The organism is Variovorax sp. 3319 (genome assembly GCF_031456585.1).
GTDB lineage: Bacteria > Pseudomonadota > Gammaproteobacteria > Burkholderiales > Burkholderiaceae_C > Variovorax > Variovorax paradoxus_P.
Genome location: NZ_JAVDUZ010000008.1, coordinates 223,904 through 248,724, shown reverse-complemented (window position 1 = coordinate 248,724; position 24,821 = coordinate 223,904). Strand labels below are relative to the sequence as shown.

Sequence of the window (24,821 nt, the reverse complement as noted above, 5' to 3'; positions counted from 1 at the left end):
CCGTCACTCTTGGCCGGCGAACCAATGTTCGCGGGCTTTCAAGATGAGGGCTTTGGCGTCATCGGCGCTGTGGCCGGTGATCTCGGTGAGTTCATCGACCGCGAGGTCGGCGAGGTCGTCGCGGGTGTGCACACCCGCCTCGGCCAGCTTGGGAATCAGCTCGGGGTCGAGGCCTTCGAGGTCGCGCAGATTCTGCGAGACGGTCTCGACGCCCTCTTCCTTGGCGATTTCCATGGTCAGCAGCGCATCCTTGGCGCGTGTGCGCAGCTCGTTGATGGTGTCTTCATCGAAAGCTTCGATCTCCAGCATTTCGGAGATCGGCACATAGGCCACTTCTTCGAGGCTGTTGAAGCCCTCGGAAATCAGGATGTCGGCGATTTCCTCGTCGACGTCGAGCTTTTCCATGAAGAGCTTGCGGCTGGCATCGGTTTCCACGGCCTGCTTCTGCGCAGACTCGTTGGCGTCCATGATGTTGATCTTCCAACCGGTGAGGTCGGAAGCCAGGCGCACGTTCTGGCCGCCGCGTCCAATGGCGATGGCGAGGTTTTCCTCGTCGACCACCACGTCCATGGCGTGCTTTTCCTCGTCGACCACGATCGACGACACGTTGGCCGGAGCCAGCGCGCCAATCACGAACTGGGCAGGATCTTCGCTCCACAAAACGATGTCGACGCGCTCGCCGGCGAGCTCGTTGGTGACGGCGTTGACACGCGTGCCGCGCACACCGACGCAGGTGCCGATGGGGTCGACACGCTTGTCATGCGAGAGCACGGCGATCTTGGCACGCGAACCCGGGTCACGGGCACAGCTCTTGATTTCGAGCAGGCCTTGTTCGATTTCAGGCACTTCCTGGCGGAACAGCTCGATCATGAACTCGGGCGCCGAGCGCGACAGGATGATCGGCGCGCCGCGCAGCGTCAGGTCGACTTCCATGATCATGGCCCGCACGCGGTCGCCGTTGCGCAGGTTTTCCTTGGAGATCATCTCGCTGCGGCGCAGGCGCCCTTCGACACGGCCGGCCTCCACGATGATGTCGCCCTTGTCCAGGCGCTTGACGGTACCCACGAAGATCTTGTCGCCGCGCGACATGAAGTCGTTGAGCAGCATTTCGCGCTCCGCGTCACGGATCTTCTGCAGGATGACCTGCTTGGCCGCCATGGCGCCGATACGGCCGATGGGCACGGATTCAACCGCTTCCTCGATGTATTCGTCGACTTCGATGTCGGGCATTTCCTCGCGGGCCTCGAACAGGAGGATTTCCTGGTCGGGCAGCTGCAGGCCGGCCTCGTCCGGAACGACGTGCCAGCGGCGGAAGGTTTCGTAGTCACCGCTGTCGCGGTCGACCGAGACGCGGATGTCCACGTCGCCCTGGTGGAGCTTCTTGGTGGCCTGCGCCAGTGCGGACTCGACTGCGCCGAAAACCACGTCGCGCTCGACGTTTTTCTCGCGCGAGATCGCATCCACCAACATCAACATTTCGCGATTCATGCCACCACTCCTCTAGTCAGTCCGGAACATTGGTTCCGTCGTCAATATCCGAAAAACCCGGTTGGGTTTTGGCCTTGCGGCCCTTGAAATCCACAATTGGCGCAAGCCGCGCGTCGCGCAGCTCGTCCAGCACGAAGCCGAGCGCATGCAACTTTGCAGGCGCGCGCTTCTTGCTCACTTTTTGTCCCGGCTTGGGCTCAGGCGCATCGCTCCAGACGATTTGCCAGCCCGGGGCTCCGTCGGCCCCTTCCACGCGCTCCAGCGTGCCGCGAAACTTCTTGCGGGTGGCAGACACCTGCCCCGCCGCCGCAGCTCCCATGGGCGCCTTGAGCGTGATGTCGATGATCTCGCCCACGAACCGCTCGAAATCCTGCTCATTGCGCAGCGGACGGTCAATACCCGGCGAGGAAACCTCGAGCCGCTTGTAATCGACACCATCGACCTCGAGCGCAAATTGCAGCTGCCGCGTGACCTTTTCGCAATCTTCAACGGTCACAAAAGGCTCGGGAATACCGGCAGCCACAGCTTCCGATGTGGGGGCCGTCCAAGGCAAATCAATCGTCACGCGCAGCAATCCCCCGGCCGAGCGTTCGATCTCGACCAGGTCGTAGCCGAGTCCGGCCACGGTTTGTTCCACAATCTGCTGCAATGCCACGTGTTCGAAAGTGCCTTGTAAAAATGCCTGTGCGAAATGCTTGTACGCGCCACCCGCCCGCCACGGATGCCACGCATCAAAAATGCATAGACCAAAAAAAACGGGCGGTTGGTACCCGCCCGTTTGGTCGTGAGCCTCGAATTATATGCTATTCCTGTGATAAATGAAGGGGCCGGAGCCGCTCAAAGCGCCTATTGGCGACGGGATTTGGACCAGACCAGCGCAAACAGCATGGAACCCAGCGCCAATGCGGCTGCGGCAACCAGCAGCGGCAGCTGAAAGGAACCGGTTCGCTGGGCCAGCGGTGCGGCAAACAGCGGCCCGATGATCTGGCCGACGCCATAGGAAGCCGTCGCGTAGCCGATCAGCCCGGCGGCGGCATTGCCCCGCAAGCGGCGAGCATCTCGCATTGCAAAAAGTGTAATGGCTGTAAACGGCATGCCGAGCAGCAAGCTCCCAAGCGCAAACCCCGTGATCGTCGGCCACGCCACCGAAAGCACCACGCCCAGCGCCTGGAGTGCATAGGCCACGGCCAGGAGCAACCGGTTGTCCCAGTGAATGGGCGCGCGGGCGCCGATCAGGGCGCCAGGAATAATGGCCAGCCCGAACAGCGGCCAGAAGAAATCGGGCCAGGGCGAACCCGGCAGCGCCTGGCGGGCGATCACCGGCAGGAAGGTAGCCGTGATGATGTAGCCGAAGCCGGCCAGGCCGTACAGCGCGACCAGCCAGATCGCGTCGCTGCGCGCGGAGGCCGGCGCGGCTAAGCCCGCAGCCGCAGCGGGTGCCGCCGCAGAACCGCCGGCGGCAGGCAGGTCTCCGTCGTCGAAAACCCGCCAGATAAGCGCCACCAGCACCACTGCCAGCACACCAAGGCCAATCCATCCTGCCTCAGAACCCCAGCGGCCCAGCGCGCCGCCGAGCAGCCCGGTGATGGCAATGCCGATGCCAGGCCCCGTGTAGATCACGCCCGCCAGAGCCGGCGAATTGGTTTCGGCCAATCGCCGCAGCCCCCACCCGGAAGCAAAAACGAAAACCCAGGCGCTCATCACGCCGGCTGCCGTACGAAGCACGCCCCAGCTGGTGAAGCTGTGGAGCACGCCCATGCCGATCAGCAGCACGGCCGTAGCGGCCAAGCCGCCGCGCACCATGCTCTTCGCCTTGATGCCAATGGCCGCGCAGCTGACCGCGCCGAGAAAATAGCCCAGGTAATTGAGCGAAGCCAGCACGCCACCCGCCTCCAGCTGCAGTTTTCCCTCGTGCAGCATGATGGGCAGCATGGGCGTGAAGGCAAAACGCCCCAGACCCATGGCCACAGCCAAAGTGACCATGCAGGCCAGCGCTGCGCGCCAGGCACCGCGCCGGCTTTGTCCGACTCCCGACATTTTTCTTCAGTTCCGTTGTTATTCGAGCAGCGCCGCGGCGACCAGCTTCTTGGTATAGGGATGCTCCGGCGCATCGAGCACTCGCTCGACCGGTCCGGCTTCGAGAATCGCGCCGTCTTTCATTACGATGACCTGGTGCGCCATGGCACGGATCACCTCGACGTCGTGCGTGATCAGCAAATAGCTCAGCCCCCGCTCGCGCTGCAGCCGCTGAAGCAAGCCCAGCACCTGCTTCTGGATCGTGACATCGAGCGCGCTTGTGGGTTCGTCGAGCACCAGCAGTTGCGGGTCGACGATCAACGCGCGCGCAATTGCCAGCCTTTGGCGCTGCCCACCTGAAAACTCATGTGGATACCGGTCGAGCAGCGACGGAAACTGCGCTTCGTTCAAGCCCACGTCGGCCAGTGCCGCCAGCGACCTGGCCCGGCGCTGCGCTGTGTCGAGTTCAGGCGCGTGCACCCGCAGCCCCTCCCCCACGATCTGCTCGACGGTCATGCGGGGCGAAAGGGAAGAAAACGGGTCTTGAAAAACCACCTGCATGACCCGGCGCAGTGCCAGGTCCGACGCCCGACTGGCCGCCCACCCTTTGCCGTCCACCTTCAGCGTCCCGCGAAACTTCAGTAGCCCAAGCGCCGCCAGCGCCAAGGTCGACTTGCCCGACCCCGACTCGCCGACCACGCCTAGGGTCTCACCGGGTGCAATGCGGAAACCGGCGTTCTCCACCGCAACGAATTCACCCTTGCCGAACCAGCCCGCAAGGCTAGGCCTGGACACCGGATAGCTCACACGCAGCCCCGTAGCCTCGATCACCGGCCGGGCACCGGCGCCCGCGGCCACGGCACCGACATTGCGCTCCGGGTGGCTGTCGATCAGCTTGCGCGTGTACGCGTGCTGCGGCGCCTGGAACACGGTGGCGACGGCACCGTGCTCGACGATGCGGCCGCTTTCCATCACCGCGACGCGGTCGGCGAACCGGCGCACCAGATTGAGGTCGTGCGTGATCAGCAGCACCGCCATTCCGTGCTTGCGCTGCAGGTCGGCAAGCAAGTCGAGAATTTGCGCGCGCACCGTGACGTCGAGCGCAGTGGTCGGCTCGTCCGCCAGCAGCAGGCGCGGCTTGCACGCGAGCGCCATGGCAATCATGGCGCGCTGGCGCTGGCCACCCGAAAGCTGGTGCGGAAACGCCCTCGCTCGCCGCTCGGGCTCCGGAATTCCGGTGTCGGCCAGCAACTGGACTGCGGCGGCCTGGGCATCCCGCGCCGAAAGCGCTTCGTGCAGCTCGAGCACCTCGGCAATCTGGTCGCCCACGCTGTAGAGCGCGTTGAGCGCGGTCATCGGCTCCTGGAAGATCATTGCGATCTCCTTGCCGCGGATACCGCGCAGTTGCCGCTCCGGAATCGACAGCAGGTCGCGCCCGCCTGAGCCGCCTTCCCCATCGAACAGCTTTGCGGTCCCGGTCACGCTGGCGTTCTGCACCAGCCGCAGCAGCGAAAGCGCCGTGACGGTCTTGCCCGAGCCCGACTCGCCGACCAGCGCGAGCTTTTCGCCGGCGCCTATATGAAAGTCGACGCCGTGAACCACGCTCTTGCCGCCGAAAGAGACGCTCAGGCCCTTCACGTCGAGCAACGGCTGATAGGTCATTTCGCTCATTTGTCGGCCTTTCGCGGGTCGAGCGCATCGCGCAGCGCATCGCCCATGAAGGTCAGCAGCATCAGCGTGATTACCAGCACACCGAAGGTGGAAAGCGAAATCCACCACGCGTCGATGTTTGCCTTGCCCTGGCTCAGCAGTTCGCCGAGCGACGGGGTGCCCGGCGGCACGCCCAATCCCAGGAAGTCGAGCGAAGTCAGCGCCAGGATGGCCGCGCTCATGCGAAACGGCAAGAAGGTAACGACCGGCACCATGCTGTTGGGCAGGATGTGACGCCACATGATCTGCAGGTTGCCGACGCCCAGGGCGCGGGCGGCACGCACGTAATCCATCTGGCGGTTGCGAAGGAACTCGGCGCGCACGTAATCGGACAGGCCCATCCATCCGAAGAGGCTCAGCAGAATCAGCAGCAACGCGACGCTGGGCGTGAAGATCGCACTGAAGATGATCAGCAGGTACAGCTCGGGCATCGAGCCCCATATTTCGATGAAGCGCTGAAATGCCAGGTCGGTCTTGCCGCCGAAAAAGCCCTGGATGGCCCCGGTCACGATTCCCAGCACCACGCCGATGGCGGTCAGTGCCAAGGCAAACAGCACGCTCACGCGAAAGCCGTAGATCAACTGGGCAAGCAGGTCGCGCCCCCGGTCGTCCGTGCCCAGCAGGTTGTCGCGCGACGGCGCCGACGGATTCGGAAGCTTGGCAAAGTAGTTGAGCGTTTGCGGGCCATAGGGGTTGGGTGCGTAGATCGCCCAGTTCTTGCCGGCCGTGATCCGCTCGCGAATGAAGGGATCGAGGTAGTCGGCGGGCGTTTCGAAGTCGCCGCCAAAGGTTTTTTCGGCGTAGTCGCGCAGCACCGGAAAATAGGTTTGCCCTTCATAGCGCACAACGAGCGGCTTGTCGGTCGACAGCAGTTCGGCAAACAAGCTGAGCACCACCAGCACCGTAAAGATGGCAAGGCTCCAGAATCCGAGCGGATTCCGGCGAAAGCGGCGCCACGCGCGACGCCCGGGGCTCAGCGAGACAGGCAATGCGTCAGTCAAATTTCACCCTCGGGTCGACCCAGACATAGCAAAGGTCGGAAATGAGCTTGGTCAACAGGCCGATCAGCGTGAACAGGTACAGCGTGCCGAGCACCACCGGGTAGTCACGCCGGATCACGCTCTCGTAGCTCAGCAGTCCGAGGCCATCGAGGGAAAAAAGCGTTTCGATCAGCAGCGAGCCCGTGAAGAAAGCGCCGATGAAGGCGGCCGGGAACCCGGTAATGATCGGGATCAGCGCGTTGCGGAATATGTGCTTCCACAGCACCTGCCGCTCGGCCAGGCCCTTGGCACGCGCGGTCAGCACGTACTGCTTGCGGATCTCTTCCAGGAACGAATTTTTCGTGAGCATGGCCGTCACGGCAAAACTGCCGAGCACCATGGCCGTCACGGGCAGCGTGATGTGCCAGAGATAGTCAACAATCCTCGCCCCCCAGCTCATGCTTTCCCAACTGGGCGATGTCAGCCCGCGCAGCGGAAACCACTGCAGCTGCCCACCGAAGATGACGAGCAGTGCCACCCCCAGCACAAAGCCGGGAATCGCGTAGCCGACGAGCACGATGAGCGTCGTGACAAAGTCGAAGCGCGAACCGGCCCGCACCGCCTTTGCGACGCCGAGAGGTACCGCAATCAAATAGCTGATGAAGAAGGTCCAGAGGCCCAGGCTGATCGAGACCGGCAGCTTTTCCTTGACCAGTTCCCAAACCGCTTTGCGCTGGTAGAAGCTCTGCCCGAGATCGAGTCGTGCAAAAGACTTGAGCATTTGCCAGAAGCGCTCATGCGCGGGCTTGTCGAACCCGTAGAGTTTCTTTATCTCCTCGATGCGCTGCGGATCGAGCCCCTGGCGGCCGCGATAACCGGCGCCTCCGGCCGCGGCCCTTTCCCCGCCCGAGTCGCGGCCCTGCAACTGCGACACCATCTGCTCGACCGGGCCGCCGGGCACAAACTGGATGACCGCGAAGGTAATGACCAGCACGCCCAGGAGGGTCGGGATCATCAGCAGCAGGCGCTTGAAGATGTAGCTGGCCATCAGGTTACGGTGCTCCGGGTCACGTGGGCCCTGTTCACTTGTTCGTGGGCGACGCCCACCAGGTCGTGAGGGCCCAGTCGCCGGCATCGTAGTACGGCGGAACGGTCGGCGGCAGCACGACGCCGGCCGGCCGGTAGCCGATGAGGAAGGCGCTGCCGTAGTACATGGGAATCGAGTAGTGGCCGTGCGACAGCACGCGGTCGAGCACGCGCATGGCTGTAGCGAGTTCTGGCCGCGTGGTCGCGGCAACCACCTTGCCAAGGATCGCGTCTACCGCCGGGTCGGCAATACCCCAGGAGTTGGCCGACCCGTTGGTTTCCGCGGCCTTCGAACCGAAGAGTTCGAAGAGTTCGCCGCCGGGCGCAGTGCTGCCGGGGATGCGCCGGGTGGTCATGTCGAAGTCATGGTTGTCCATGCGCTGCTGCGCCAGCGAGAAATCGACCGTGCGGAAACTCGTTTCGATGCCCAGCTTCTTCAGTGCGGCCTGCAGCGGCGTCACGACCCGGATCATCGAGGGCTGGTCGTTCAGGAATTCGATCGTGAAAGCCTCGTTCTTGCTGTTTCGCAGGGCCCCGTCGCGGTAGGTCCAGCCAGCTTCGGCCAGCAGCGCCCTCGCCTGACGCAAGTTGTCGCGCAGGCTCCCAGGAGGCTCGGTGCTGGAGGGCTTTGGGGCGGGTCCGAACACCTCGGGCTTGAGCTTGTCCCGCAGCGGCTCCATCAGCGCAAGTTCGTCTGGCTTGGGCAGGCCGTCGGCGTGAAACTCGCTGTTCGGAAAATAGCCCTGCACCCGCTTGTAGAGCCCGTAGAACAGCTGCCGGTTGAGCCATTCGAAGTCCATGGCAAGGCCGATGGCCTGGCGGACGCGCACATCCTTGAACTTGTCCCTGCGGGTGTTGAAGATGTAGCCCTGGAAATCGCCCGGGTTCTGGTTCTCGAAGGCGCGCTTGACGATCTCGCCGCTGTCGAATTGCTTGCCCTTGTACTGGCGCGCCCAGTTGCGCGAAGTGAATTCGCGCATGAAGTCGAACTCTCCGGCTTTCAACCCCTCGAAACGCGCGGTCTCGTCGAGGTACACCTTGTAGGTGACTCGGTCGAAGTTGAAGAACCCCTTGCGCACCGGCAGGTCGGAGCCCCAATAGTCGGCGCGGCGCACATAGCTGATGTCGCGGCCGAGTCGATCGCTGGCGGGCCTGTAGGGGCCCGAGGCGATGGGCACCTCGGTAACGATCTGGTCGAAGGGCTTGCCAGCGCCCCACTTGCGGCCGAAGACCGGCATGCCGCCGATCACCAGGGGCAGCTCCCGGTTCGGGCTCGCAAAATCGAAGCGCACCGTGCGTTCGCCGATGGCGGTCGCCTTCTTCACCTCGGCGTAGATTGTGCGGAACTGCGGGGCGGCGAGCTTGCCGGTAAGGGTTTCGAACGAATGGACCACGTCGGCGGCCAGCACCGGCGAACCATCGTTGAAGCGTGCCTTGGGATTGAGCCTGAAGGTCGCCGAGAGCCGGTCGGCAGGAACATCCACATCTTCGGCCAGCAGGCCGTATACCGTGGTCGGCTCCTCCGAGTTTCCGGTCATGAGGCTCTCGAACATGAGAGCGCCAAGGCCCGACGGCGCGGTGCCCTTGAGCGTGAACGGGTTGAACTTGTCGAAGTTCGTCGGCCGGGTGGGCGGCACCAGCCTGAACTCGCCACCCTTGGGGGCCTGTGGGTTCACATAGTCGAAATGTGTGAAACCGGGCGGATACTTGATGTCGCCGAATTGCGCATAGGCATGGGCGGCCCATGAAGGAGCCGCCGAGAACGCCAACAATAAAAGCAGCCAACCTCGCATGCGAGAATTCTGCACAAGATTTTCAAGAGGCAGATCTATGGGCTTTCTTTCTGGCAAAAAACTGTTGATCACCGGCGTGCTGAGCAATCGCTCCATTGCCTACGGCATCGCCAAGGCGTGTCACGAACAAGGCGCCGAACTCGCCTTCAGCTACGTCGGCGAACGGTTCAAGGACCGTATCACCGAATTCGCTGCCGATTTCGACTCGAAGCTGATTTTTGACTGCGACGTGGGCGACGACGCACAGATCGACAAGCTCTTTGCCGATCTGGCGCAGACCTGGCCCAAGTTCGACGGTTTCGTGCACAGCATCGGCTTTGCGCCGCGCGAAGCCATTGCAGGCGACTTTCTCGAAGGCCTGTCGCGCGAGGGCTTCAAGATTGCGCATGACATCAGCGCCTACAGCTTTCCGGCCATGGCCAAGGCGGCCCTGCCCTACCTGAACGACAAATCGGCGCTGCTGACGCTGACCTACCTGGGTGCCGAGCGCGCGCTGCCCAACTACAACACCATGGGTCTGGCCAAGGCCTCGCTCGAAGCTTCGGTGCGCTACACCGCGGCCTCGCTCGGCCCCAAGGGCATGCGGGTCAACGGCATCAGCGCCGGCCCCATCAAGACGCTCGCCGCCAGCGGCATCAAGGGTTTCGGCAAGATGCTGTCGGCCGTGGCAGACGCCTCGCCCATCCGCCGCAACGTGACGATCGAAGAAGTCGGCAACGTGGCCGCCTTTCTGCTGAGCGACCTGGCCAGCGGCGTCACCGCCGAAATCACCTATGTGGACGGCGGCTTCAGCAATGTCGTGGCGGGAATGGCCGAATAAGGCCTGGCTCGAAACCTTCGGTCGAACATTTCTGCATCGATTGGCAGCCGCTTCTTGCTGACGCGACGTTCCCTCCTGCTCGCCGGGTTTGGCGCACTCGTGGCCCGCGTGGCCACGGCTCGCGACGCCGCGCCTGCCCTCATGCTCGCCGAGGTTTACCGCCCCGGCATGTCGCTGGCCGACTACTGGGTGAGTGAAAAGTACGACGGCGTGCGCGGCTACTGGGACGGCAAGCGGCTATGGACCCGCGGCGGCGAGCCGGTGGCGGCGCCCGCCTGGTTTACCGCGCCACTGCCAAAGCAGCCGCTCGACGGCGAACTGTGGGCCGGCCGGGGCCAGTTTTCGCACGCGGTTTCCACCGTGCGCAGCCAAACGCCCAACGACACGGCCTGGCACAGCATGCGCTTCATGGTGTTCGATCTGCCGGCTCAGGGCGGCGACTTCACCGCCCGGCTCGCGGCCCTCCGAAAACTGTTGCCGATCACCGGTGCGCCTTGGGTGATTCCGGTGCCGCAAGAGCGCGCCACCACCCACGCAGACCTGCAGGCGCTGCTCGACAAGACGGTGAAGATGGGCGGCGAAGGCCTCATGCTGCACCGGGGCGGATCGCTCTATCGCGCGGAGCGCAACGCCGACCTGCTCAAGGTAAAGCCCCACGAAGACGCCGATGCCCGCGTGGTGGGGCACGTGCCCGGCAAAGGCAGGCACAGCGCCCGCCTGGGCGCGTTGCTGGTCGAAACACCCGAGGGCAAGCGCTTCAAGCTCGGCACCGGCCTGACTGACGCCGAGCGCGAGAATCCGCCAGCAATCGGCAGCTGGGTGACCTACCGTTTCAACGGCACAAACGCCAGTGGCCTGCCAAGGTTCGCGCGCTTCGTTCGAGCGCGGATCGACCTGCCCTCGTGATGCCGCGCGCCGGGGCGCGCGGCGTGGTTCTTTCGCTTGCTATTTCTTCGGCGCGGCCACGCAGTCTGCGTAGTAGCGCTTCTTGCCGGTTTCGTCGACGCGCGCCACCAATCCGTGGATGTCGGTCTCGAAACCCGGGCACTGCAGGTTGAACTCGCGCGAAAACTTGAGGTAGTCGACGATCTTCTTGTTGAAGACCTCGCCCGGAATCAAGAGCGGAATGCCTGGCGGGTACGGCGTGATCAGGCTGGTGGTAATGCGGCCCTCGAGCTCGTCGATTTCCACGCGTTCGGTCTTGCGGTGCGCAATGTGGGCGAAGGCATCGCTCGGCTTCATGGCCGGCGTGAGATCGCTCAAATACATCTCGGTGGTGAGTCGCGCCACGTCGTACCGGGCATAAAGCTGGTGAATGTGCTGGCACAGGTCGCGCAGGCCGAGGCGCTCGTAGCCCGGGTGCTGCTGGCAGAACTCGGGGAGGATGCGCCACATCGGCTGGTTGCGTGCGTAGTCGTCCTTGAACTGCTGCAGGGCAGTGAGCAGCGTGTTCCAGCGGCCCTTGGTAATGCCGATGGTGAACATGATGAAGAAGCTGTACAGCCCGGTCTTCTCCACGATCACGCCGTGCTCGGCGAGAAACTTGGTCACCACGCTCGCGGGAATGCCGGTTTCGGCAAAATTTCCTTCCAGGTCGAGGCCGGGCGTCACGATGGTCGACTTGATCGGGTCGAGCATGTTGAAGCCGTCGGCCAGTTCGCCAAAGCCGTGCCAGTTGCGCGGCGACTTCTTGCTTTTGCTCGGCTTTCCGTTCTTCTCGCCTTGCATGATCCAGTCTTCGGCGCGGCCAATGCCTTCGTCGACGAGCTTCTCGGGGCCCCAGACCTTGAACCACCACTCGTCCTTGCCGAATTCGTCTTCGACCTTGCGCATGGCGCGGCGGAAGTCGAGCGCTTCGAGAATGCTCTCTTCCACCAGCGCAGTGCCGCCGGGCGGCTCCATCATGGCGGCGGCCACGTCGCAGCTTGCAATGATGGCGTACTGCGGGCTGGTCGACGAGTGCATCAGGTAGGCCTCGTTGAACAGGTCGCGGTCGAGCGCACGGTTTTGCGAGTCTTGCACCAGCACGTGGCTGGCCTGGCTGATGCCCGCCAGCAGCTTGTGGGTGGACTGCGTGGCAAACACCAGCGATTCCTTCGGACGCACGCGTCGCTTGCCCATGGCGTGGTAGGCGCCATAGAACGGGTGAAAGGCAGCATGCGGCAGCCAGGCCTCGTCGAAGTGCAGCGTGTCGACGTAGCCGTCGAGCATGTTCTTGATCGTCTCGGTGTTGTAGATGACGCCGTCATACGTCGACTGGGTGAGCGTCATCACGCGCGGCTTGACCTTGTTCGGGTCCACGTCGGCGAGCAGCGGGTTGGCCTTGATCTTGGCCTTGATGGCGCTCTGCTCGAACTCGCTCTTGGGAATCGGGCCGATGATGCCGAAGTGGTTGCGCGTGGGCTTCATGAACACCGGAATCGCGCCGGTCATGATGATCGCGTGCAGGATCGACTTGTGGCAGTTGCGGTCGACCACCACCACGTCGTCGGGCGCCACCGTGTGGTGCCACACCATCTTGTTGCTGGTGCTGGTGCCGTTGGTCACGAAGAAGCAGTGATCGGCGTTGAAGATGCGCGCCGCATTGCGCTCGCTGGCCGCCACCGGGCCGGTGTGGTCGAGCAGCTGGCCGAGTTCTTCCACCGCGTTGCAGACGTCGGCACGCAACATGTTCTCGCCGAAGAACTGGTGGAACATCTGGCCCACAGGGCTCTTCAAGAACGCCACGCCGCCCGAATGCCCCGGACAGTGCCACGAGTACGAACCGTCTTCGGCGTAGTCGATCAGCGCCTTGAAGAACGGCGGCTGCACGCCTTCGAGGTAGCTCTTGGCTTCGCGGATGATGTGGCGTGCCACAAATTCCGGCGTGTCCTCGAACATGTGGATGAAGCCGTGCAGCTCGCGCAAGATGTCGTTCGGAATATGGCGCGAAGTCTTGGTTTCGCCGTAAATATAGATCGGCACGTCGGCGTTCTTGCGCCGCACTTCGCCAATGAAGCTCCGCAGGCTGAGCACGGCGGGGTCCAGGTCGGGACCGACGGTGAATTCCTCGTCGTCGATCGACAGGATGAACGCGCTGGCGCGGCTTTGCTGCTGGGCAAACTGGCTCAGGTCACCGTAGCTCGTGACGCCCAGCACCTCGAAGCCCTCGCTTTCGAAGGCCTGCGCAAGCGCGCGAATACCGAGGCCCGAGGTGTTTTCGGAGCGGAAGTCCTCGTCGATGATGACGATGGGGAAGCGAAATTTCATGAGCAGGGCTCCGGACAGGCAATGAGGCGCGAAGTGTACGGAATTCGGATGAAGGTTTGCGTGAGCTTTTGACTCAGAATGTCGAGCGTCCATCAAAGAGGAGAAGACATGGCGAATTCCACCATCTGGTGGCTGATAGCAGGAGCCGCGATCGTGCTCGAGCTGCTCTCGGGTACGGTCTACCTGCTGCTGCTGGCCACGGGCTTTGCAGCCGCGGCCATCGCAGCGCACGTGGGCCTGGGCACCGTTACGCAATTGGTCGTGGCGGCCGTGGTCGGCGTGGGGGCCGTCCTGGTCTGGTACACCGTGCAGCGCAGGCGGCCGGCCGCACCGCCCACCGAGGCGAATCGCGACGTGAACATGGACATCGGCGAAATCATCCACGTGGAGGCATGGCACCCCGACGGCACGGCCACCGTGCGCTATCGTGGTGCCCAATGGACCGTGGTGCAGCGCGCGGGCCGCGCTTCGTCGGCCGCCGGGGAGCACCGCGTGGTCGAGGTCGTCGGCAGCCGCCTCGTGGTCGAAAAGACCTAATCAGAACTCAAGAGGAGAAACATCATGGAATTTTCGATTCCCATCATCATCCTGGTCATTGCGATCATCGTCATCAGCCAGTCGGTCAAGTTTGTGCCGCAGCAGAATGCATGGGTGCGCGAGCGCCTGGGCAAATACCACAGCACCATGACGCCGGGGCCCAACTTCCTGATCCCCTTCATCGACAAGGTCGCCTACAAGCACAGCCTGAAGGAAATTCCCCTCGACGTACCGAGCCAGATCTGCATCACGCGGGACAACACCCAGCTGCAGGTCGACGGTATTCTGTATTTCCAGGTGACCGACCCGATGCGCGCAAGCTACGGCTCTTCGAACTACATCGTGGCCGTAACGCAGCTGGCGCAAACGTCGCTGCGCAGCGTGATCGGCAAGCTCGAGCTCGACAAGACCTTCGAAGAGCGGGACGTCATCAATGCGCAAGTGGTTGCCGCCATCGACGAGGCAGCGCTCAACTGGGGCGTGAAGGTGCTGCGCTACGAAATCAAGGACCTGACCCCGCCCAAGGAAATTCTGCTGGCCATGCAGGCCCAGATCACCGCCGAGCGCGGCAAGCGCGCGCTCATCGCCGCCTCGGAAGGCCGACGCCAGGAGCAGATCAACATTGCCACCGGCGAACGCGAGGCGTTCATCGCCCGCTCCGAGGGCGAAAAGCAGGCCCAGATCAACAACGCCCAAGGCGAGGCGGCGGCCATCACCGCCGTGGCTACCGCCACGGCAGACGCCATCGAGCGGGTTGCAGCGGCCATCCGCCAGCCGGGCGGCGAGCAGGCCGTGCAGCTCAAGGTGGCCGAACGTGCGGTGGATGCCTACGGCAAGGTTGCGGCCGACTCCAAGACCACGCTGATCGTGCCGAGCAACATGAGCGAAACCGCCGCGCTCATCGCCTCGGCCATGCGAATGGTCCAGGCCGGCAAACCGCAAAATCCGGCCTGAGCGACTGCTACAATCGTAGGCTCAGGAGCGGTGGATGAGCGGTTTAAGTCGCACGCCTGGAAAGCGTGTGAGGGTTAATAGCCCTCCGCGGGTTCGAATCCCGCCTGCTCCGCCAGAGATTGATTGTTCGTAACCGTTCACGAACATGCAGCAAAAGAAGAAAGCCCGAGTTGCCCCAAGGCACCTTGGGCTTTTTTGTGGGCGCCGTTGTACTCCAGCAACGCGCCTGATGCCGCCAACCGAGGTCGTCTGGCGGTACCATCCAAAGGTCTTACTTTTGAAGCCTGCAAAGGAGCCCGGATGGCCGGACAGCAACAAACCTCATCGCGTGGCGACACGTCACTCGAACAGACATTGGAAAAGACCGAAGCGGTTGCAGCCGATGTGCAGCGGGCATCCGACAACCTCGCGATCGTGAACACGGTGCTCGAACAAGGGTTGCCTGAAGAGGTTCAGGTGGGCGACGTGGCCCAGGCCATCGAGCACACCAGCCAGCTCGAGGAAAAGCTGGCCAAGTCGGCCGAAACGCTGGCCGAGGTCAACGCGGCCTTGAGCGAAGAAATCGAAAAGCGGCTCGAAGCCACTGCCGAGCGGGACGAAAGCCAGGCGCAGGCAGAAGAACTCAAGGCAAGAATTCGAGCTGGCGCGTCGGACTGACCGTCTTCACGGTCGTCCCGGCCGAACGGATTGCTCCTTATCCCTTCTCCTACGCTGCGGACTCATCCGGCACGCTACGCTATTGGTTCTCAAAGCGAAACCACGGCATGGCCCTCATCACGTTCCTCGTCGAGGACAACAAGACCATCAGAGACAACCTGGTCCCGGCCCTCGAGGATCTGGTCAATGGCCAGGTCGTCGGGTTTGCTGAAACCGAGTCGGCCGCGCTCGCCTGGCTTGCCGCCCATCCGAATGACTGGCAGCTTCTCATCATCGACCTGTTCCTGAAGGAAGGCTCGGGCCTTGGCGTGCTTTCGGGCTGCAAGACCCGTGGGCCCGGCCAGCGCGTGGTGGTGCTGAGCAACTACGTGACAGCCGACATCCGCGCCCGCTGCGAAGCATTGGGCGCCGATGCGGTCTTCGACAAATCGCGCGATCTCGACGCCTTCATCGAATACTGCAACACAGACCGGCCTTCGGGGTTTGCAGCCCTGCCTTGATCCACTGAACGCAAGCAGCCGGCAGCCAACATCCGATAGACATGAAAAAAGGGCCCGAAGGCCCTTTTCTTTTTTGCGCATTGCTGCGCCCTGCAGTGGAGCCGATCAGCGCACCACGGCGATTTGCGTGCGCACGCCACCCTTGTAGGTGAAGAGCGTCAGCGCGCCGTTCTTGATGTCGCCCTTCTCGTCGAAGGCAATCGGGCCGGTCACGCCCTTGTATTGCACCTTGCCGACTTCCGGCAGGTACTTTTCAGGGTCGGCGGAACCGGCCTTGACCATGGCTTCAGCCAGCACGTTGACCGCGTCGTACACGTACGGTGCATAGATCTGCACGTCCACGCCGTTCTTGGTCTTGAACTTGGCCTTGAAGTCTTCCAGCGGCTGCTTGAAGTCGCCGTCGACACCGCCGGCTTCAGCGCAAACCACCATCTCTTCGCCGATGGCATCGCCAGCCAGCTTGGGCAGTTCGCCGGTGCACAGGCCGTCGCCGCCCATGAACTTGACGTTCAGGCCGAGTTGCTTGACCTGCTTGAGCATCGGGCCGCCAACGGCGTCCATGCCGCCGAAGAACAGCACGTCGGGCTTGGAAGACTTGAGCTTGGTCAGGATGGCGTTGAAGTCGGTCGACTTGTCGGTGGTGAATTCGTGGCCGACGATGGTCGCGCCGGCAGCCTTGGCCGCCTTTTCGAATTCTTCGGCAACGCCCTGGCCGTAGGCCGTGCGGTCGTCGATCACGGCAATGTTCTTGCCCTTGAGCGTTTCGACAGCGTACTTGCCCAGCGTGCCGCCGAGTTGCGTGTCGTCGGCCACCACGCGGAACGTGGTCTTGAAGCCTTGGCGCGTGTACTTGGGGTTGGTTGCCGAAGGCGAGATCTGCGGAATGCCAGCGTCGCTGTAGAGCTTGGAAGCGGGAATGGTGGTACCCGAATTCAGGTGGCCCACGATACCGTTGACCTTGCTGTCGACCAGCTTCTGGGCCACTGCCGTGCCTTGCTTCGGATCGCCTGCGTCGTCTTCAGCCAGCAGTTCGAACTTGGCAACCTTGTCGCCGATCTTGAGGCCCTTGGCATTGAGGTCTTCGATGGCCATCTTGGCGCCGAACTCGTTGTCCTTGCCAAGGTGGGCAATCGGGCCGCTGGTGGGCGCGACGTGACCGATCTTGACGACCAGTGCGTCTGCCGGAGGCGCTGCAGGTGCCGGGGCCGCTGCCGTGGGCGCCGGTGCGGCGGGTGCAGCAGCTTCTTCTTTCTTGCCGCAAGCCACAAGCGTGAGTGCAGCCAGTGCGACCGCAGTCCATTTCAATTGCATGAGAACCTCCAGAACATGGATAAATAAAACTAAACAAGAAACCGGTCGTGTGATCCGGGCGCGCAGACCTCGCAAGTTTCGCGCCGCAGACCAGCGGCACCCTCACGCCTCCCGACCTGGCGCGCAGTTTAGCTGAAGCTTTATGCGCCGGAAGCTGGCGTAGACCCTGTGTTTTCCGAGAGTTCGGCGGCCATCGCCTCGATCACCAAAGCACGCAAAACGGCCTCGATTTCTTCACGCAGCCGAGGCACCATCGAATCGAGTTGCTGTTGAACCGCGGCCGAAACCGTGTCGCTCAAGCGCTCTTCCAAAGACAGGTCCACGCGCTGCAGCACCCGATGCAGCAGCTGCTCTTCGAGGCGCACGATCTCGGCATCGGAGCGCTGCTCGGCCGGCGGCAAGGCAACCGCTTCGGCAAGGTCGACCGGCGGCACCGGCGTGCTGGCAGACGAAGGCTTGCCCGCCTCGCCGGCCACGGGCTCGGCTTGCAGGTCGAGCACCGTGGTCAGGGTGGGAACGAACCGGGGCGGTGTACGCAGCGTGCTGGCCATCAGGAAGCGCTCCTCGCAAAATCGTGCGGCTGGATGGTGTAGCCCCGGTCGGCATAGTGGCGCCACCGCGAGCGGCCGATCTGGCGGTCTTCGGCCTCGTCGCTCACGATGTCGATCAGGCGCTCGAAGCGCTCGAAACCTGCTGGAACCTCAGCTCCCAGGTTCACGAGCATCTCGCGGTGCGGAAGCGATGCAACATCTGCCCCCTGGGCCGAAAGAATGACCGGCGACCTCGCCAGCATGTGCGCCTCGGCATTGCCGCGGCAATGCGCAATGAAGTCGGTCGGCGAGAGTTGCCAGAGCGCAGCATCCACTGCCTCCAGCATTTGCGCCTCGCCCACCACCACTACGCGCAGCCCGCGCGCGCTCACGGCCTTTCGAACCAGCCGGCAGGCGTAGTTGACCTTGTCTGGCGTATTGAAGTGAAAACCGATTTCCGTCACTGTGCGGACCGGGCCTTTCGCGTGGCGGGCCCGGCATTCTTGCGCGAGGCCTTTGGTGCGGGTGCCTCGGCCGCGGCGGTGCGCGCGCGTTCCATCAGGTACGACACCAGCAGGCCCACGGGCCGACCCGTCGATCCCTTGGCCGCGCCGCTCTTCCAGGCCGTGCCTGCAATGTCCAGGTGCGCCCAGGCGAAATCGCCGGCAAAGCGCTGCAGGAACTTGGCCGCGGTAATGGCACCGCCGGCCCGGCCCGCCACATTGGCCACATCGGCAAAGTTGCTCTTGAGGCCGTCGGCGTATTCGTCGTCCAGCGGCAGCCGCCAGCAGCGGTCTTGCGACTCTTCCCCGGCCGCCTGCAGCGCCGTGGCCAGCGCTTCGTCGGCCGTGAACAGGCCGCTGCGCACCCCGCCCAGCGCCACCACGCACGCGCCGGTGAGGGTGGCAATGTCGATCACGGCCGCCGGCTCGAAGCGCTTGGCGTACGTCAGTGCGTCGCACAGGATGAGGCGCCCTTCCGCATCGGTGTTCAGCACCTCGATGGTCTGTCCGCTCATGCTGGTGACCACGTCGCCGGGCTTGATGGCGCGGCCGTCGTTCATGTTCTCGCACGAGGGCACCAGGCCAACCACGTTGATGGCGGGCTGGATTTCGCCCAGCGCACGGAAGGTGCCGAGCACGCTGGCGGCGCCGCACATGTCGAACTTCATCTCGTCCATTTCGGCCGCCGGCTTGAGCGAGACGCCGCCGGTGTCGAAGGTAATGCCCTTGCCCACGAGCACCACGGGCGCCTGGTCCTTCGGCCCGCCCTGGTAGCGCAGCACAATAAAGCGCAGCGGCTCGGCCGAGCCCTGCGCCACGGCGGCGAACGAGCCCATTCCGAGTTTTTGCACTTCCTTGGGGCCCAGCACCTCGCACTTGATGCGGGGCAGCTTGGCCAGGCCTTGCGCAGCGTCGGCCAGCAGGGTGGGCGTGCAATAGTTGCCCGGGCGGTTACCCCACTCCTTGGCAAATTCGATACCGGCCACCGTTGCACGGGCTTCTTCGAAGGCCTTGCTCACCGCCGCGGAGTCGCCCACCCCGAGCGTGAGGCTGCGGATGGTGCGCCCGCCCTCGCCGTTCGAGGCTTTCGATTTGGTCGTGGTGTAGACGTAGCTGGCGTCCGCCGCGGCGGTAACGGCGCACCCCACTGCCGCCGGGTCGGCTTCGTGCGCGAACACGATCACCACCCGCTTGGGCGCATGGGCCTTGGCGGCGTTGACCGCCGCAATGACGCCGCTGCGCACCGAGGCGGGCTTGCCGTCGCCAATGGCGGCAAGCACCACGCGCGACGCCACCACCTCGTCCGGATGGTAGAGCGCCAGCAGCTTGCCGGCCTTGTCAGGCAGGTCGCCGGCCTTGCGGGCACTGGCAACCAGGGCGGAAAGCGGGTCCTTGGCGGTGATGGGCGCACTGCCGACGAGCACGATCAGCACGTCGGTTTTTTCGGCCGCGGCGCGGGCAACGGTGAGGGTCTTGAGCTGAAAGTCCATAATCCTTTTTTTCCTCGAACGATGTTATTCCATTCTTCCCTACGCAAGGAGCTGTCGCGCAGCTTCGGAGCGACCCTCGTGGTCCTGGTCACCATCGTGATGACCATGATGCTCATCCGCACGCTCGGGCTCGCCTCCAAGGGCAGCGTGAACCCGTCCGAAGTGTTCCTGGTCATGGCCTACACGGTGCTCGGCTACATGCCGACCATCTTGAGCCTGAGCCTGTTCATTGCCATTGTCGGCACCTTGTCGCGCATGTACCGCGACAGCGAAATGGTGATCTGGTTCTCCAGCGGACGCGGCCTCGTCGACTTCGTGCAGCCGCTGTTCCGCTTTGCATGGCCGGTGCTCGCGTTGATAGCGATCATGGCGCTGCTGGGCTGGCCGTGGGCCAACTCGCAGACCATCGGCATGCGCGCACAGTACGAACGGCGCAGCGACATCGAGCGCGTCACGCCCGGCGAATTCCGCGAATCGGCCGGGCGCATTCGCGTCTTTTTCATCGACAAGGACACGCCTGACGGCGCCACCGCAACCAACGTGTTCATCTGGGCCATCGAGCGGGGCCTGCAAATTACCACTTCGGCGCGCAGCGGGCGCATCGAGAACGTCGGCGAGCACCGCTACCTCATGTTGAGCAACGGCCAGCGGGTGGAGCGCCCCCTGGTGCAAACCGCGACCTCGGGCCTCAAGATCAGCGAGTTCGAAACCTACGGCACCCGCGCCGGCGGCAACGACTCCTTTACCGCCGACACAACCCCGGCCCGTGCCAAACCGACCCTCCAGCTGCTGCGGGAGCCCGGCGACGCAAACCGCGGCGAACTCGCCTGGCGCATCGGCATGCTGCTGGCCGCCATCAACTTCGTGCTGCTTGCATTGACGGTTTCCAGCGTCAACCCGCGTGTGGGGCGCAGCGGCAACCTGCTGCTCGCGCTATTCGCCTTCGTCGTCTACTACAACATGCTCAACCTCGGCCAGAGCTGGATCAGCTCGGGCCGATACGGCATGGGTTCCTTCATGCTGCTGCTCCACGGCGGTGTGCTGCTGATCGGCGTGGCGTGGCTCGCTTTGCGCAACAACAACTGGGGCAGGCGACGCAAGGTGGATCGCGTCATTGCCGGCGGCCTGCCGTCCCAGCCCACCAAGATCGACCCGACCTCGTGAAAACAATCCGACGCCTGATCTACGTCGAGGCACTGAAGGCCGTGGCCTTCGTGACGCTCGGCTTTTTGAGCCTGTTCTTCTTTTTCGATTTCGTCGACGAGCTGCAATCCATCGGCAAGCCCGAAAGCCTTGCCTACGGCCCCGCGCAGGCACTCATTTACGTGACCCTGCTCATTCCGAGCCACCTTTATGAGCTGCTCCCGATCACCGTGTTGATCGGCTGCATCTTCGTGATGGCGCGGCTCGCGCAGAGCTCCGAATACACCATTCTGCGCACCAGCGGCCTCGGCCCCTGGCGCGCGCTGCGCACCCTGCTACTGCTGGGCGTGGGCTTTGTTTTTCTGACCTTTGCCATCGGCGACTACATCGCACCCGCGTCCGAGCGCACGGGGCAACTGCTCAAGTCGCGCTACCAGGGCACCTTCTCGCTGGTCGGCAACACGGGGGCGTGGCTCAAGGAAAAGCGCGGCAACGTGTCCTACGCCGTCAACGTGGTGTCCATTTCGCGCGACGGCTCGCTGCGGAATGCGCGCATCTTCGAATTCGACGAGAAGGGCTATGTGCGCAGGCAGCTCCTCGCGTCTTCCGCGCGCATTGTCGACGACCACTGGGCACTGTCGGACGTCGAACTGCAGGACTACAACACCCGCACCGACGCCAACAAGGCGCACATCATGACCACGCGGGTGCCGCAGATGGACTGGCCGACCACGCTCACGGCCGAAATGGTGTCGGTCGCCCTCTTGCGGCCCGACCGCATGAGCACCATCGACCTGTTCGACTACATCAGCCATCTCGAGGCCAACGGACAAACCGCACAGCGCTACGAGATCCAGTTCTGGCGCAAGGTCTTCTATCCGCTGTCGTGCCTGGTGATGGTGGTGCTCGCCCTGCCCTTTGCGTATTTGCACTTTCGCCAGACGGGCATCACCACCTACGTGTTCGGCGGCGTGATGATCGGCATCAGCTTCTTCCTCTTGAACAACGTGTTCGGCTATCTTGGAAACCTGAGCAACTGGTCGCCCTGGCTTACAGCGGCGGCGCCGGGGCTCATCTATTCGGTCATGTCGCTTGCCGCGTTCAGCTGGCTGGTTCTTCGAAGATAGAAGACCAGACATGACGACGGTGAACGCAAGAGGCATCATTCTCCTGGCCCATGGTTCGCGCGACGAACGCTGGCGCGAACCCATCGAGGCCGTGGCTGCGCGCGTCACGGCAATCAACCCGCAGGCGCGGGTGGTTTGCGCCTATATGGAGCTGGCAACGCCCGATTTGCGCACGGCTTCCGCAGCCTTGATTGCAAGCGGCGCACGCTCGCTCAGGGTCGTTCCGCTGTTTCTGGGCATGGGCAAGCACGCACGCGAAGACCTGCCCCTTCAACTGGACGCGTTGCGTGAAACGTGGCCCAACGTTGAATTCCAGTTGGCCAATATCGTCGGCGAAGAGCCTGAACTGATCGAACTGCTGGCCAGAATCGCGACCAAATCTTGAAATCCCGGGCATTTCGATAGACTCCGAAGGCATAATGAATTCCGCAATAAGACGGAATTTGATATGAATCTGCACCAATTCAAGTTTGTTCAGGAAGCCGTGCGGCGCAACCTGAACCTTACGGAGGCGGCCAAGGCGCTCCACACTTCGCAGCCGGGGGTGTCGAAAGCCATCATCGAACTCGAAGAAGAACTCGGCGTCGAGATCTTCGCCCGCCACGGCAAGCGCCTCAAGCGAGTCACCGAGCCTGGGCAGCATGTCATCGCCAGCATCGAGCTGATCATGAGGGAGGTTGGCAACCTCAAGCGCATCGGCGAGCAATTCAGCGCGCAGGACAGCGGCACCCTCTCCATTGCCACCACGCACACCCAGGCGCGCTACGTGCTGCCCGTGCCGGTGGCCCGCCTGCGCGAGGCCTACCCCAAGGTCAACGTGAGCCTGCACCAGGGCTCGCCCGACCAGGTGGCCCGCATGGTGATCGATGAAATCGCCGAGGTGGGCATTGCCACCGAATCGCTCGCGGACTACACCGAGCTCGTGACCCTGCCCTGCTACGAATGGCAGCACGTGCTGGTGCTACCCAAAGACCACCCCTTGGCTGCCAAGGAGCGCATTTCGCTCGAAGACCTGGCGCACGAACCCATCATTACCTACCACCCGTCGTTCACCGGCCGCACGCGCATCGACCACGCCTTTGCGCAGAAAAAGCTCACGCCGCGCATCGCGCTCGAAGCCATCGATTCCGACGTGATCAAGACTTACGTGCGCCTTGGCCTGGGCGTGGGCATCGTGGCCGAGATGGCTGTGCGCGACGAATCGAACGCCGATCTCGTCGTGCGCCCCATGGGGCATGTGTTCGGCCAGAACATTGCGCGCGTGGCGTTCAAGCGCAGTGCCTACCTGCGCAACTTCGTTTTCAAGTTTGCCGAGCTGCTGTCCGATCGGCTCGACCGAAACCTGATTGCGAAGGCCCTGAGCGGCCACCAGCAAGACTACGACCTTTGATATTCAGCAGCCCCAGTTTCCGAACACGACCATGAGCACTGTTCCTACCGCCCCCCGCACGCCGGACATCACCACCAAGCTCCCCACCGTCGGCACCACCATCTTCACCGTGATGTCCGCACTGGCAACCGAGAAGAATGCCGTCAACCTCGGCCAGGGCTTCCCAGACTTCAACTGCGACCCCAAGCTGCTCGAAGACGTGACAGCCGCCATGGCTGCAGGACACAACCAATACCCGCCGATGCCCGGTATTCCCGCGCTGCGCGAAGCCATTGCCGGAAAGATTGCTGCCCTCTACGGCCACAGCTACAACGCGGCCACCGAGATCACGGTAACCGCCGGCGCCACGCAGGCCATCATCACGGCCATTCTTGCGGTGGTGCGAGCAGGCGACGAGGTGATTGTTCTGGAGCCCTGCTATGACAGCTACGTGCCCAACATCGAGCTGGCCGGCGGCAGCGTGGTGCGCGTGCCGCTGGTACCGGGTACCTTCCGGCCCGACTTCGACAAGATTGCCGCAGCGCTTTCGCCGCGCACGCGCGCCATCATCGTGAACACGCCGCACAACCCGAGCGCCACCATCTGGACCGCGGCCGAAATGCGCAAGCTCGAAGAACTGCTGGCGCCGACCGACGTGTTCGTGATTGCCGACGAGGTTTACGAGCACATGATCTATGACGGCGCGCAGCACGAAAGCGTGGCGCGCTTCCCGGGCCTGGCCGCGCGCAGCTTCATTGTGAGCAGCTTCGGCAAGACCTATCACGTCACCGGCTGGAAGGTCGGCTACGTGGCGGCGCCGGCACCGCTCATGGCGGAATTCCGCAAGGTGCACCAGTTCAACGTGTTCACCGTGAACACGCCCATGCAGCATGCACTCGCACAGTACATGGCCGACCCGAAGCCCTATCTCGAGCTTCCGGCCTTCTACCAGCGCAAGCGCGACCTTTTTGCCGCAGGGCTCGCCGAGAAGACCCGCTTCAAGCTGCTGCGCAGCGAAGGCAGCTATTTCCAGTGCGTCGACATTTCCGCGGTGAGCGAACTCTCCGAAGCTGACTTCTGCCTTTGGCTCACCAGCGAGATCGGCGTGGCGGCTATTCCGCTGTCGGCGTTCTATGGCAACGGTTTCGACCAGCGCGTGGTCCGCTTCTGCTTTGCCAAGAAGGACGAGACGCTGATTTCCGCACTGGACCGTCTCGCCCGGCTCTGAACGGCCTGAGGCGGCTCCAAGGCCGACGCCAACGGTAGGACAGTCCTGACCGCCGAAGGAGCGGCTTTCCGGCGTGTCTTGCGCCCCCGGACAACGAGCATCCATTCTCGTAACAACAACGTCCAGGAGAAAAGCATGTCCCTCTCGTTCATTCTGCTGATCATTCTGATCTTGCTGCTGATCGGCGCGCTGCCGAGCTGGGGCTACAGCCGCAGCTGGGGCTACGGGCCAAGCGGTGGCCTGGGCCTCGTCCTGGTGATCGTGATCATTCTGGTGCTCATGGGACGCATATAGCGCTCACTGAAATTTCTCGCACCTGAGAGAAGCCCG

At 63.4% G+C, this 24,821-nt stretch carries 24 protein-coding genes and 1 tRNA gene; 13 read left to right on the top strand and 12 right to left on the bottom strand.

Translation table 11 applies throughout. The annotated features are described in order from the left end of the window. Positions 1 to 3: 3 nt before the first annotated feature. The 7 genes from nusA to J2X67_RS17755 form a co-directional block, all read right to left on the bottom strand. Positions 4 to 1,488: a transcription termination factor NusA gene (gene nusA, locus J2X67_RS17785; RefSeq protein WP_126745899.1), complete on the bottom strand. Its 1,485-nt coding sequence runs from the start codon at positions 1,486 to 1,488 to the stop codon at positions 4 to 6. A gap of 16 nt (positions 1,489 to 1,504) precedes the next feature. Further along, entirely contained in the window at positions 1,505 to 2,143 is a 639-nt protein-coding gene (gene rimP, locus J2X67_RS17780; RefSeq protein ID WP_309954836.1) for a ribosome maturation factor RimP, read from the bottom strand. A gap of 191 nt (positions 2,144 to 2,334) precedes the next feature. Then, the gene (locus J2X67_RS17775; protein ID WP_309954834.1) at positions 2,335 to 3,525 is read right to left on the bottom strand and encodes a YbfB/YjiJ family MFS transporter; all 1,191 of its coding nucleotides are present in this window, start codon (positions 3,523 to 3,525) and stop codon (positions 2,335 to 2,337) included. An 18-nt stretch (positions 3,526 to 3,543) separates the two neighbouring features. Next, the gene (locus J2X67_RS17770; protein WP_309954832.1) at positions 3,544 to 5,175 is read right to left on the bottom strand and encodes a dipeptide ABC transporter ATP-binding protein; all 1,632 of its coding nucleotides are present in this window, start codon (positions 5,173 to 5,175) and stop codon (positions 3,544 to 3,546) included. Next, positions 5,172 to 6,215, bottom strand: a complete 1,044-nt coding sequence (locus J2X67_RS17765) for an ABC transporter permease (protein ID WP_309954831.1) — start codon at positions 6,213 to 6,215, stop codon at positions 5,172 to 5,174. Before J2X67_RS17765 ends, J2X67_RS17770 begins: the two co-directional genes overlap by 4 nt. After that, complete coding sequence (locus tag J2X67_RS17760) at positions 6,208 to 7,242, bottom strand: microcin C ABC transporter permease YejB (protein ID WP_309954829.1); 1,035 nt, start codon at positions 7,240 to 7,242, stop codon at positions 6,208 to 6,210. The genes J2X67_RS17765 and J2X67_RS17760 overlap by 8 nt, the downstream gene beginning before the upstream one ends. A 34-nt stretch (positions 7,243 to 7,276) precedes the next feature. After that, positions 7,277 to 9,073, bottom strand: a complete 1,797-nt coding sequence (locus J2X67_RS17755; protein ID WP_309954827.1) for an extracellular solute-binding protein — start codon at positions 9,071 to 9,073, stop codon at positions 7,277 to 7,279. Positions 9,074 to 9,110: 37 nt separating this feature from the next. Here J2X67_RS17755 and fabI point away from each other — a divergent pair, with 37 nt between their 5' ends. Together fabI and J2X67_RS17745 are read left to right on the top strand one after the other, a co-directional pair. Then, positions 9,111 to 9,893, top strand: coding sequence for an enoyl-ACP reductase FabI (gene fabI, locus J2X67_RS17750; RefSeq protein WP_157613990.1), 783 nt, complete (start codon positions 9,111 to 9,113; stop codon positions 9,891 to 9,893). 54 nt (positions 9,894 to 9,947) lie between these two features. Next, positions 9,948 to 10,799: a DNA ligase gene (locus J2X67_RS17745; protein ID WP_309954825.1), complete on the top strand. Its 852-nt coding sequence runs from the start codon at positions 9,948 to 9,950 to the stop codon at positions 10,797 to 10,799. Positions 10,800 to 10,838: 39 nt separating this feature from the next. On the opposite strand, the gene J2X67_RS17740 is transcribed toward J2X67_RS17745, so the two are convergent. Beyond that, entirely contained in the window at positions 10,839 to 13,142 is a 2,304-nt protein-coding gene (locus J2X67_RS17740; protein WP_309954823.1) for an arginine/lysine/ornithine decarboxylase, read from the bottom strand. 108 nt (positions 13,143 to 13,250) lie between these two features. Here J2X67_RS17740 and J2X67_RS17735 point away from each other — a divergent pair, with 108 nt between their 5' ends. The 5 genes from J2X67_RS17735 (at position 13,251) to J2X67_RS17715 (ending at position 15,790) form a co-directional block, all read left to right on the top strand. Further along, on the top strand, positions 13,251 to 13,679 hold the full coding sequence (locus J2X67_RS17735; RefSeq protein ID WP_309954821.1) for an NfeD family protein: 429 nt from the start codon (positions 13,251 to 13,253) through the stop codon (positions 13,677 to 13,679). Positions 13,680 to 13,703: 24 nt separating this feature from the next. Next, a complete protein-coding gene (locus J2X67_RS17730) occupies positions 13,704 to 14,633 on the top strand; it encodes an SPFH domain-containing protein (RefSeq protein ID WP_281150957.1) in 930 nt (309 codons plus the stop codon). Between the two features lie 24 nt (positions 14,634 to 14,657). Next, positions 14,658 to 14,748 (top strand) — tRNA-Ser (locus J2X67_RS17725). 239 nt (positions 14,749 to 14,987) lie between these two features. Further along, complete coding sequence (locus tag J2X67_RS17720) at positions 14,988 to 15,290, top strand: hypothetical protein (protein WP_309954818.1); 303 nt, start codon at positions 14,988 to 14,990, stop codon at positions 15,288 to 15,290. Positions 15,291 to 15,397: 107 nt separating this feature from the next. Beyond that, entirely contained in the window at positions 15,398 to 15,790 is a 393-nt protein-coding gene (locus J2X67_RS17715; RefSeq protein WP_309954816.1) for a response regulator, read from the top strand. A 105-nt stretch (positions 15,791 to 15,895) separates the two neighbouring features. On the opposite strand, the gene J2X67_RS17710 is transcribed toward J2X67_RS17715, so the two are convergent. From J2X67_RS17710 to J2X67_RS17695, 4 genes are all read right to left on the bottom strand, one after another. Next, positions 15,896 to 17,101 (bottom strand): branched-chain amino acid ABC transporter substrate-binding protein, encoded by a 1,206-nt coding sequence (locus J2X67_RS17710; protein ID WP_309954813.1) that lies wholly within the window; start codon positions 17,099 to 17,101, stop codon positions 15,896 to 15,898. A gap of 140 nt (positions 17,102 to 17,241) precedes the next feature. Next, a complete protein-coding gene (locus tag J2X67_RS17705; RefSeq protein ID WP_309954812.1) occupies positions 17,242 to 17,652 on the bottom strand; it encodes a hypothetical protein in 411 nt (136 codons plus the stop codon). Then, positions 17,652 to 18,095, bottom strand: coding sequence for a DNA polymerase III subunit chi (locus J2X67_RS17700; RefSeq protein WP_309954810.1), 444 nt, complete (start codon positions 18,093 to 18,095; stop codon positions 17,652 to 17,654). Before J2X67_RS17700 ends, J2X67_RS17705 begins: the two co-directional genes overlap by 1 nt. Then, positions 18,092 to 19,624 (bottom strand): leucyl aminopeptidase, encoded by a 1,533-nt coding sequence (locus J2X67_RS17695; RefSeq protein ID WP_309954808.1) that lies wholly within the window; start codon positions 19,622 to 19,624, stop codon positions 18,092 to 18,094. The genes J2X67_RS17700 and J2X67_RS17695 overlap by 4 nt, the downstream gene beginning before the upstream one ends. A gap of 21 nt (positions 19,625 to 19,645) precedes the next feature. Between J2X67_RS17695 and lptF the strand changes: the two genes are divergently transcribed. From lptF to J2X67_RS17665, 6 genes are all read left to right on the top strand, one after another. Next, positions 19,646 to 20,788: an LPS export ABC transporter permease LptF gene (lptF, locus tag J2X67_RS17690; protein ID WP_309954806.1), complete on the top strand. Its 1,143-nt coding sequence runs from the start codon at positions 19,646 to 19,648 to the stop codon at positions 20,786 to 20,788. Beyond that, a complete protein-coding gene (lptG, locus tag J2X67_RS17685) occupies positions 20,785 to 21,894 on the top strand; it encodes an LPS export ABC transporter permease LptG (protein ID WP_309954804.1) in 1,110 nt (369 codons plus the stop codon). The genes lptF and lptG overlap by 4 nt, the downstream gene beginning before the upstream one ends. A gap of 10 nt (positions 21,895 to 21,904) precedes the next feature. Continuing rightward, entirely contained in the window at positions 21,905 to 22,279 is a 375-nt protein-coding gene (locus J2X67_RS17680) for a CbiX/SirB N-terminal domain-containing protein (protein ID WP_309954802.1), read from the top strand. A gap of 63 nt (positions 22,280 to 22,342) precedes the next feature. After that, the gene (locus J2X67_RS17675; RefSeq protein WP_309954800.1) at positions 22,343 to 23,284 is read left to right on the top strand and encodes a CysB family HTH-type transcriptional regulator; all 942 of its coding nucleotides are present in this window, start codon (positions 22,343 to 22,345) and stop codon (positions 23,282 to 23,284) included. Positions 23,285 to 23,315: 31 nt separating this feature from the next. Then, entirely contained in the window at positions 23,316 to 24,491 is a 1,176-nt protein-coding gene (locus J2X67_RS17670) for a pyridoxal phosphate-dependent aminotransferase (protein WP_309954798.1), read from the top strand. Positions 24,492 to 24,626: 135 nt separating this feature from the next. Beyond that, positions 24,627 to 24,785: a DUF3309 family protein gene (locus J2X67_RS17665; protein WP_157614004.1), complete on the top strand. Its 159-nt coding sequence runs from the start codon at positions 24,627 to 24,629 to the stop codon at positions 24,783 to 24,785. The last annotated feature ends 36 nt before the right edge of the window (positions 24,786 to 24,821 follow it).

Coding starts and splice junctions, on each gene's coding strand:
- nusA (WP_126745899.1), bottom strand. CDS start 1,488: ATGAATCGCGAAATGTTGATGTTGGTGGATGCGATCTCGCGCGAGAAA.
- J2X67_RS17775 (WP_309954834.1), bottom strand. CDS start 3,525: ATGTCGGGAGTCGGACAAAGCCGGCGCGGTGCCTGGCGCGCAGCGCTG.
- J2X67_RS17770 (WP_309954832.1), bottom strand. CDS start 5,175: ATGAGCGAAATGACCTATCAGCCGTTGCTCGACGTGAAGGGCCTGAGC.
- J2X67_RS17760 (WP_309954829.1), bottom strand. CDS start 7,242: ATGGCCAGCTACATCTTCAAGCGCCTGCTGCTGATGATCCCGACCCTC.
- J2X67_RS17755 (WP_309954827.1), bottom strand. CDS start 9,073: ATGCGAGGTTGGCTGCTTTTATTGTTGGCGTTCTCGGCGGCTCCTTCA.
- fabI (WP_157613990.1), top strand. CDS start 9,111: ATGGGCTTTCTTTCTGGCAAAAAACTGTTGATCACCGGCGTGCTGAGC.
- J2X67_RS17740 (WP_309954823.1), bottom strand. CDS start 13,142: ATGAAATTTCGCTTCCCCATCGTCATCATCGACGAGGACTTCCGCTCC.
- J2X67_RS17735 (WP_309954821.1), top strand. CDS start 13,251: ATGGCGAATTCCACCATCTGGTGGCTGATAGCAGGAGCCGCGATCGTG.
- J2X67_RS17730 (WP_281150957.1), top strand. CDS start 13,704: ATGGAATTTTCGATTCCCATCATCATCCTGGTCATTGCGATCATCGTC.
- J2X67_RS17715 (WP_309954816.1), top strand. CDS start 15,398: ATGGCCCTCATCACGTTCCTCGTCGAGGACAACAAGACCATCAGAGAC.
- J2X67_RS17710 (WP_309954813.1), bottom strand. CDS start 17,101: ATGCAATTGAAATGGACTGCGGTCGCACTGGCTGCACTCACGCTTGTG.
- J2X67_RS17705 (WP_309954812.1), bottom strand. CDS start 17,652: ATGGCCAGCACGCTGCGTACACCGCCCCGGTTCGTTCCCACCCTGACC.
- J2X67_RS17695 (WP_309954808.1), bottom strand. CDS start 19,624: ATGGACTTTCAGCTCAAGACCCTCACCGTTGCCCGCGCCGCGGCCGAA.
- lptF (WP_309954806.1), top strand. CDS start 19,646: ATGTTATTCCATTCTTCCCTACGCAAGGAGCTGTCGCGCAGCTTCGGA.
- J2X67_RS17680 (WP_309954802.1), top strand. CDS start 21,905: ATGACGACGGTGAACGCAAGAGGCATCATTCTCCTGGCCCATGGTTCG.
- J2X67_RS17675 (WP_309954800.1), top strand. CDS start 22,343: ATGAATCTGCACCAATTCAAGTTTGTTCAGGAAGCCGTGCGGCGCAAC.
- J2X67_RS17670 (WP_309954798.1), top strand. CDS start 23,316: ATGAGCACTGTTCCTACCGCCCCCCGCACGCCGGACATCACCACCAAG.
- J2X67_RS17665 (WP_157614004.1), top strand. CDS start 24,627: ATGTCCCTCTCGTTCATTCTGCTGATCATTCTGATCTTGCTGCTGATC.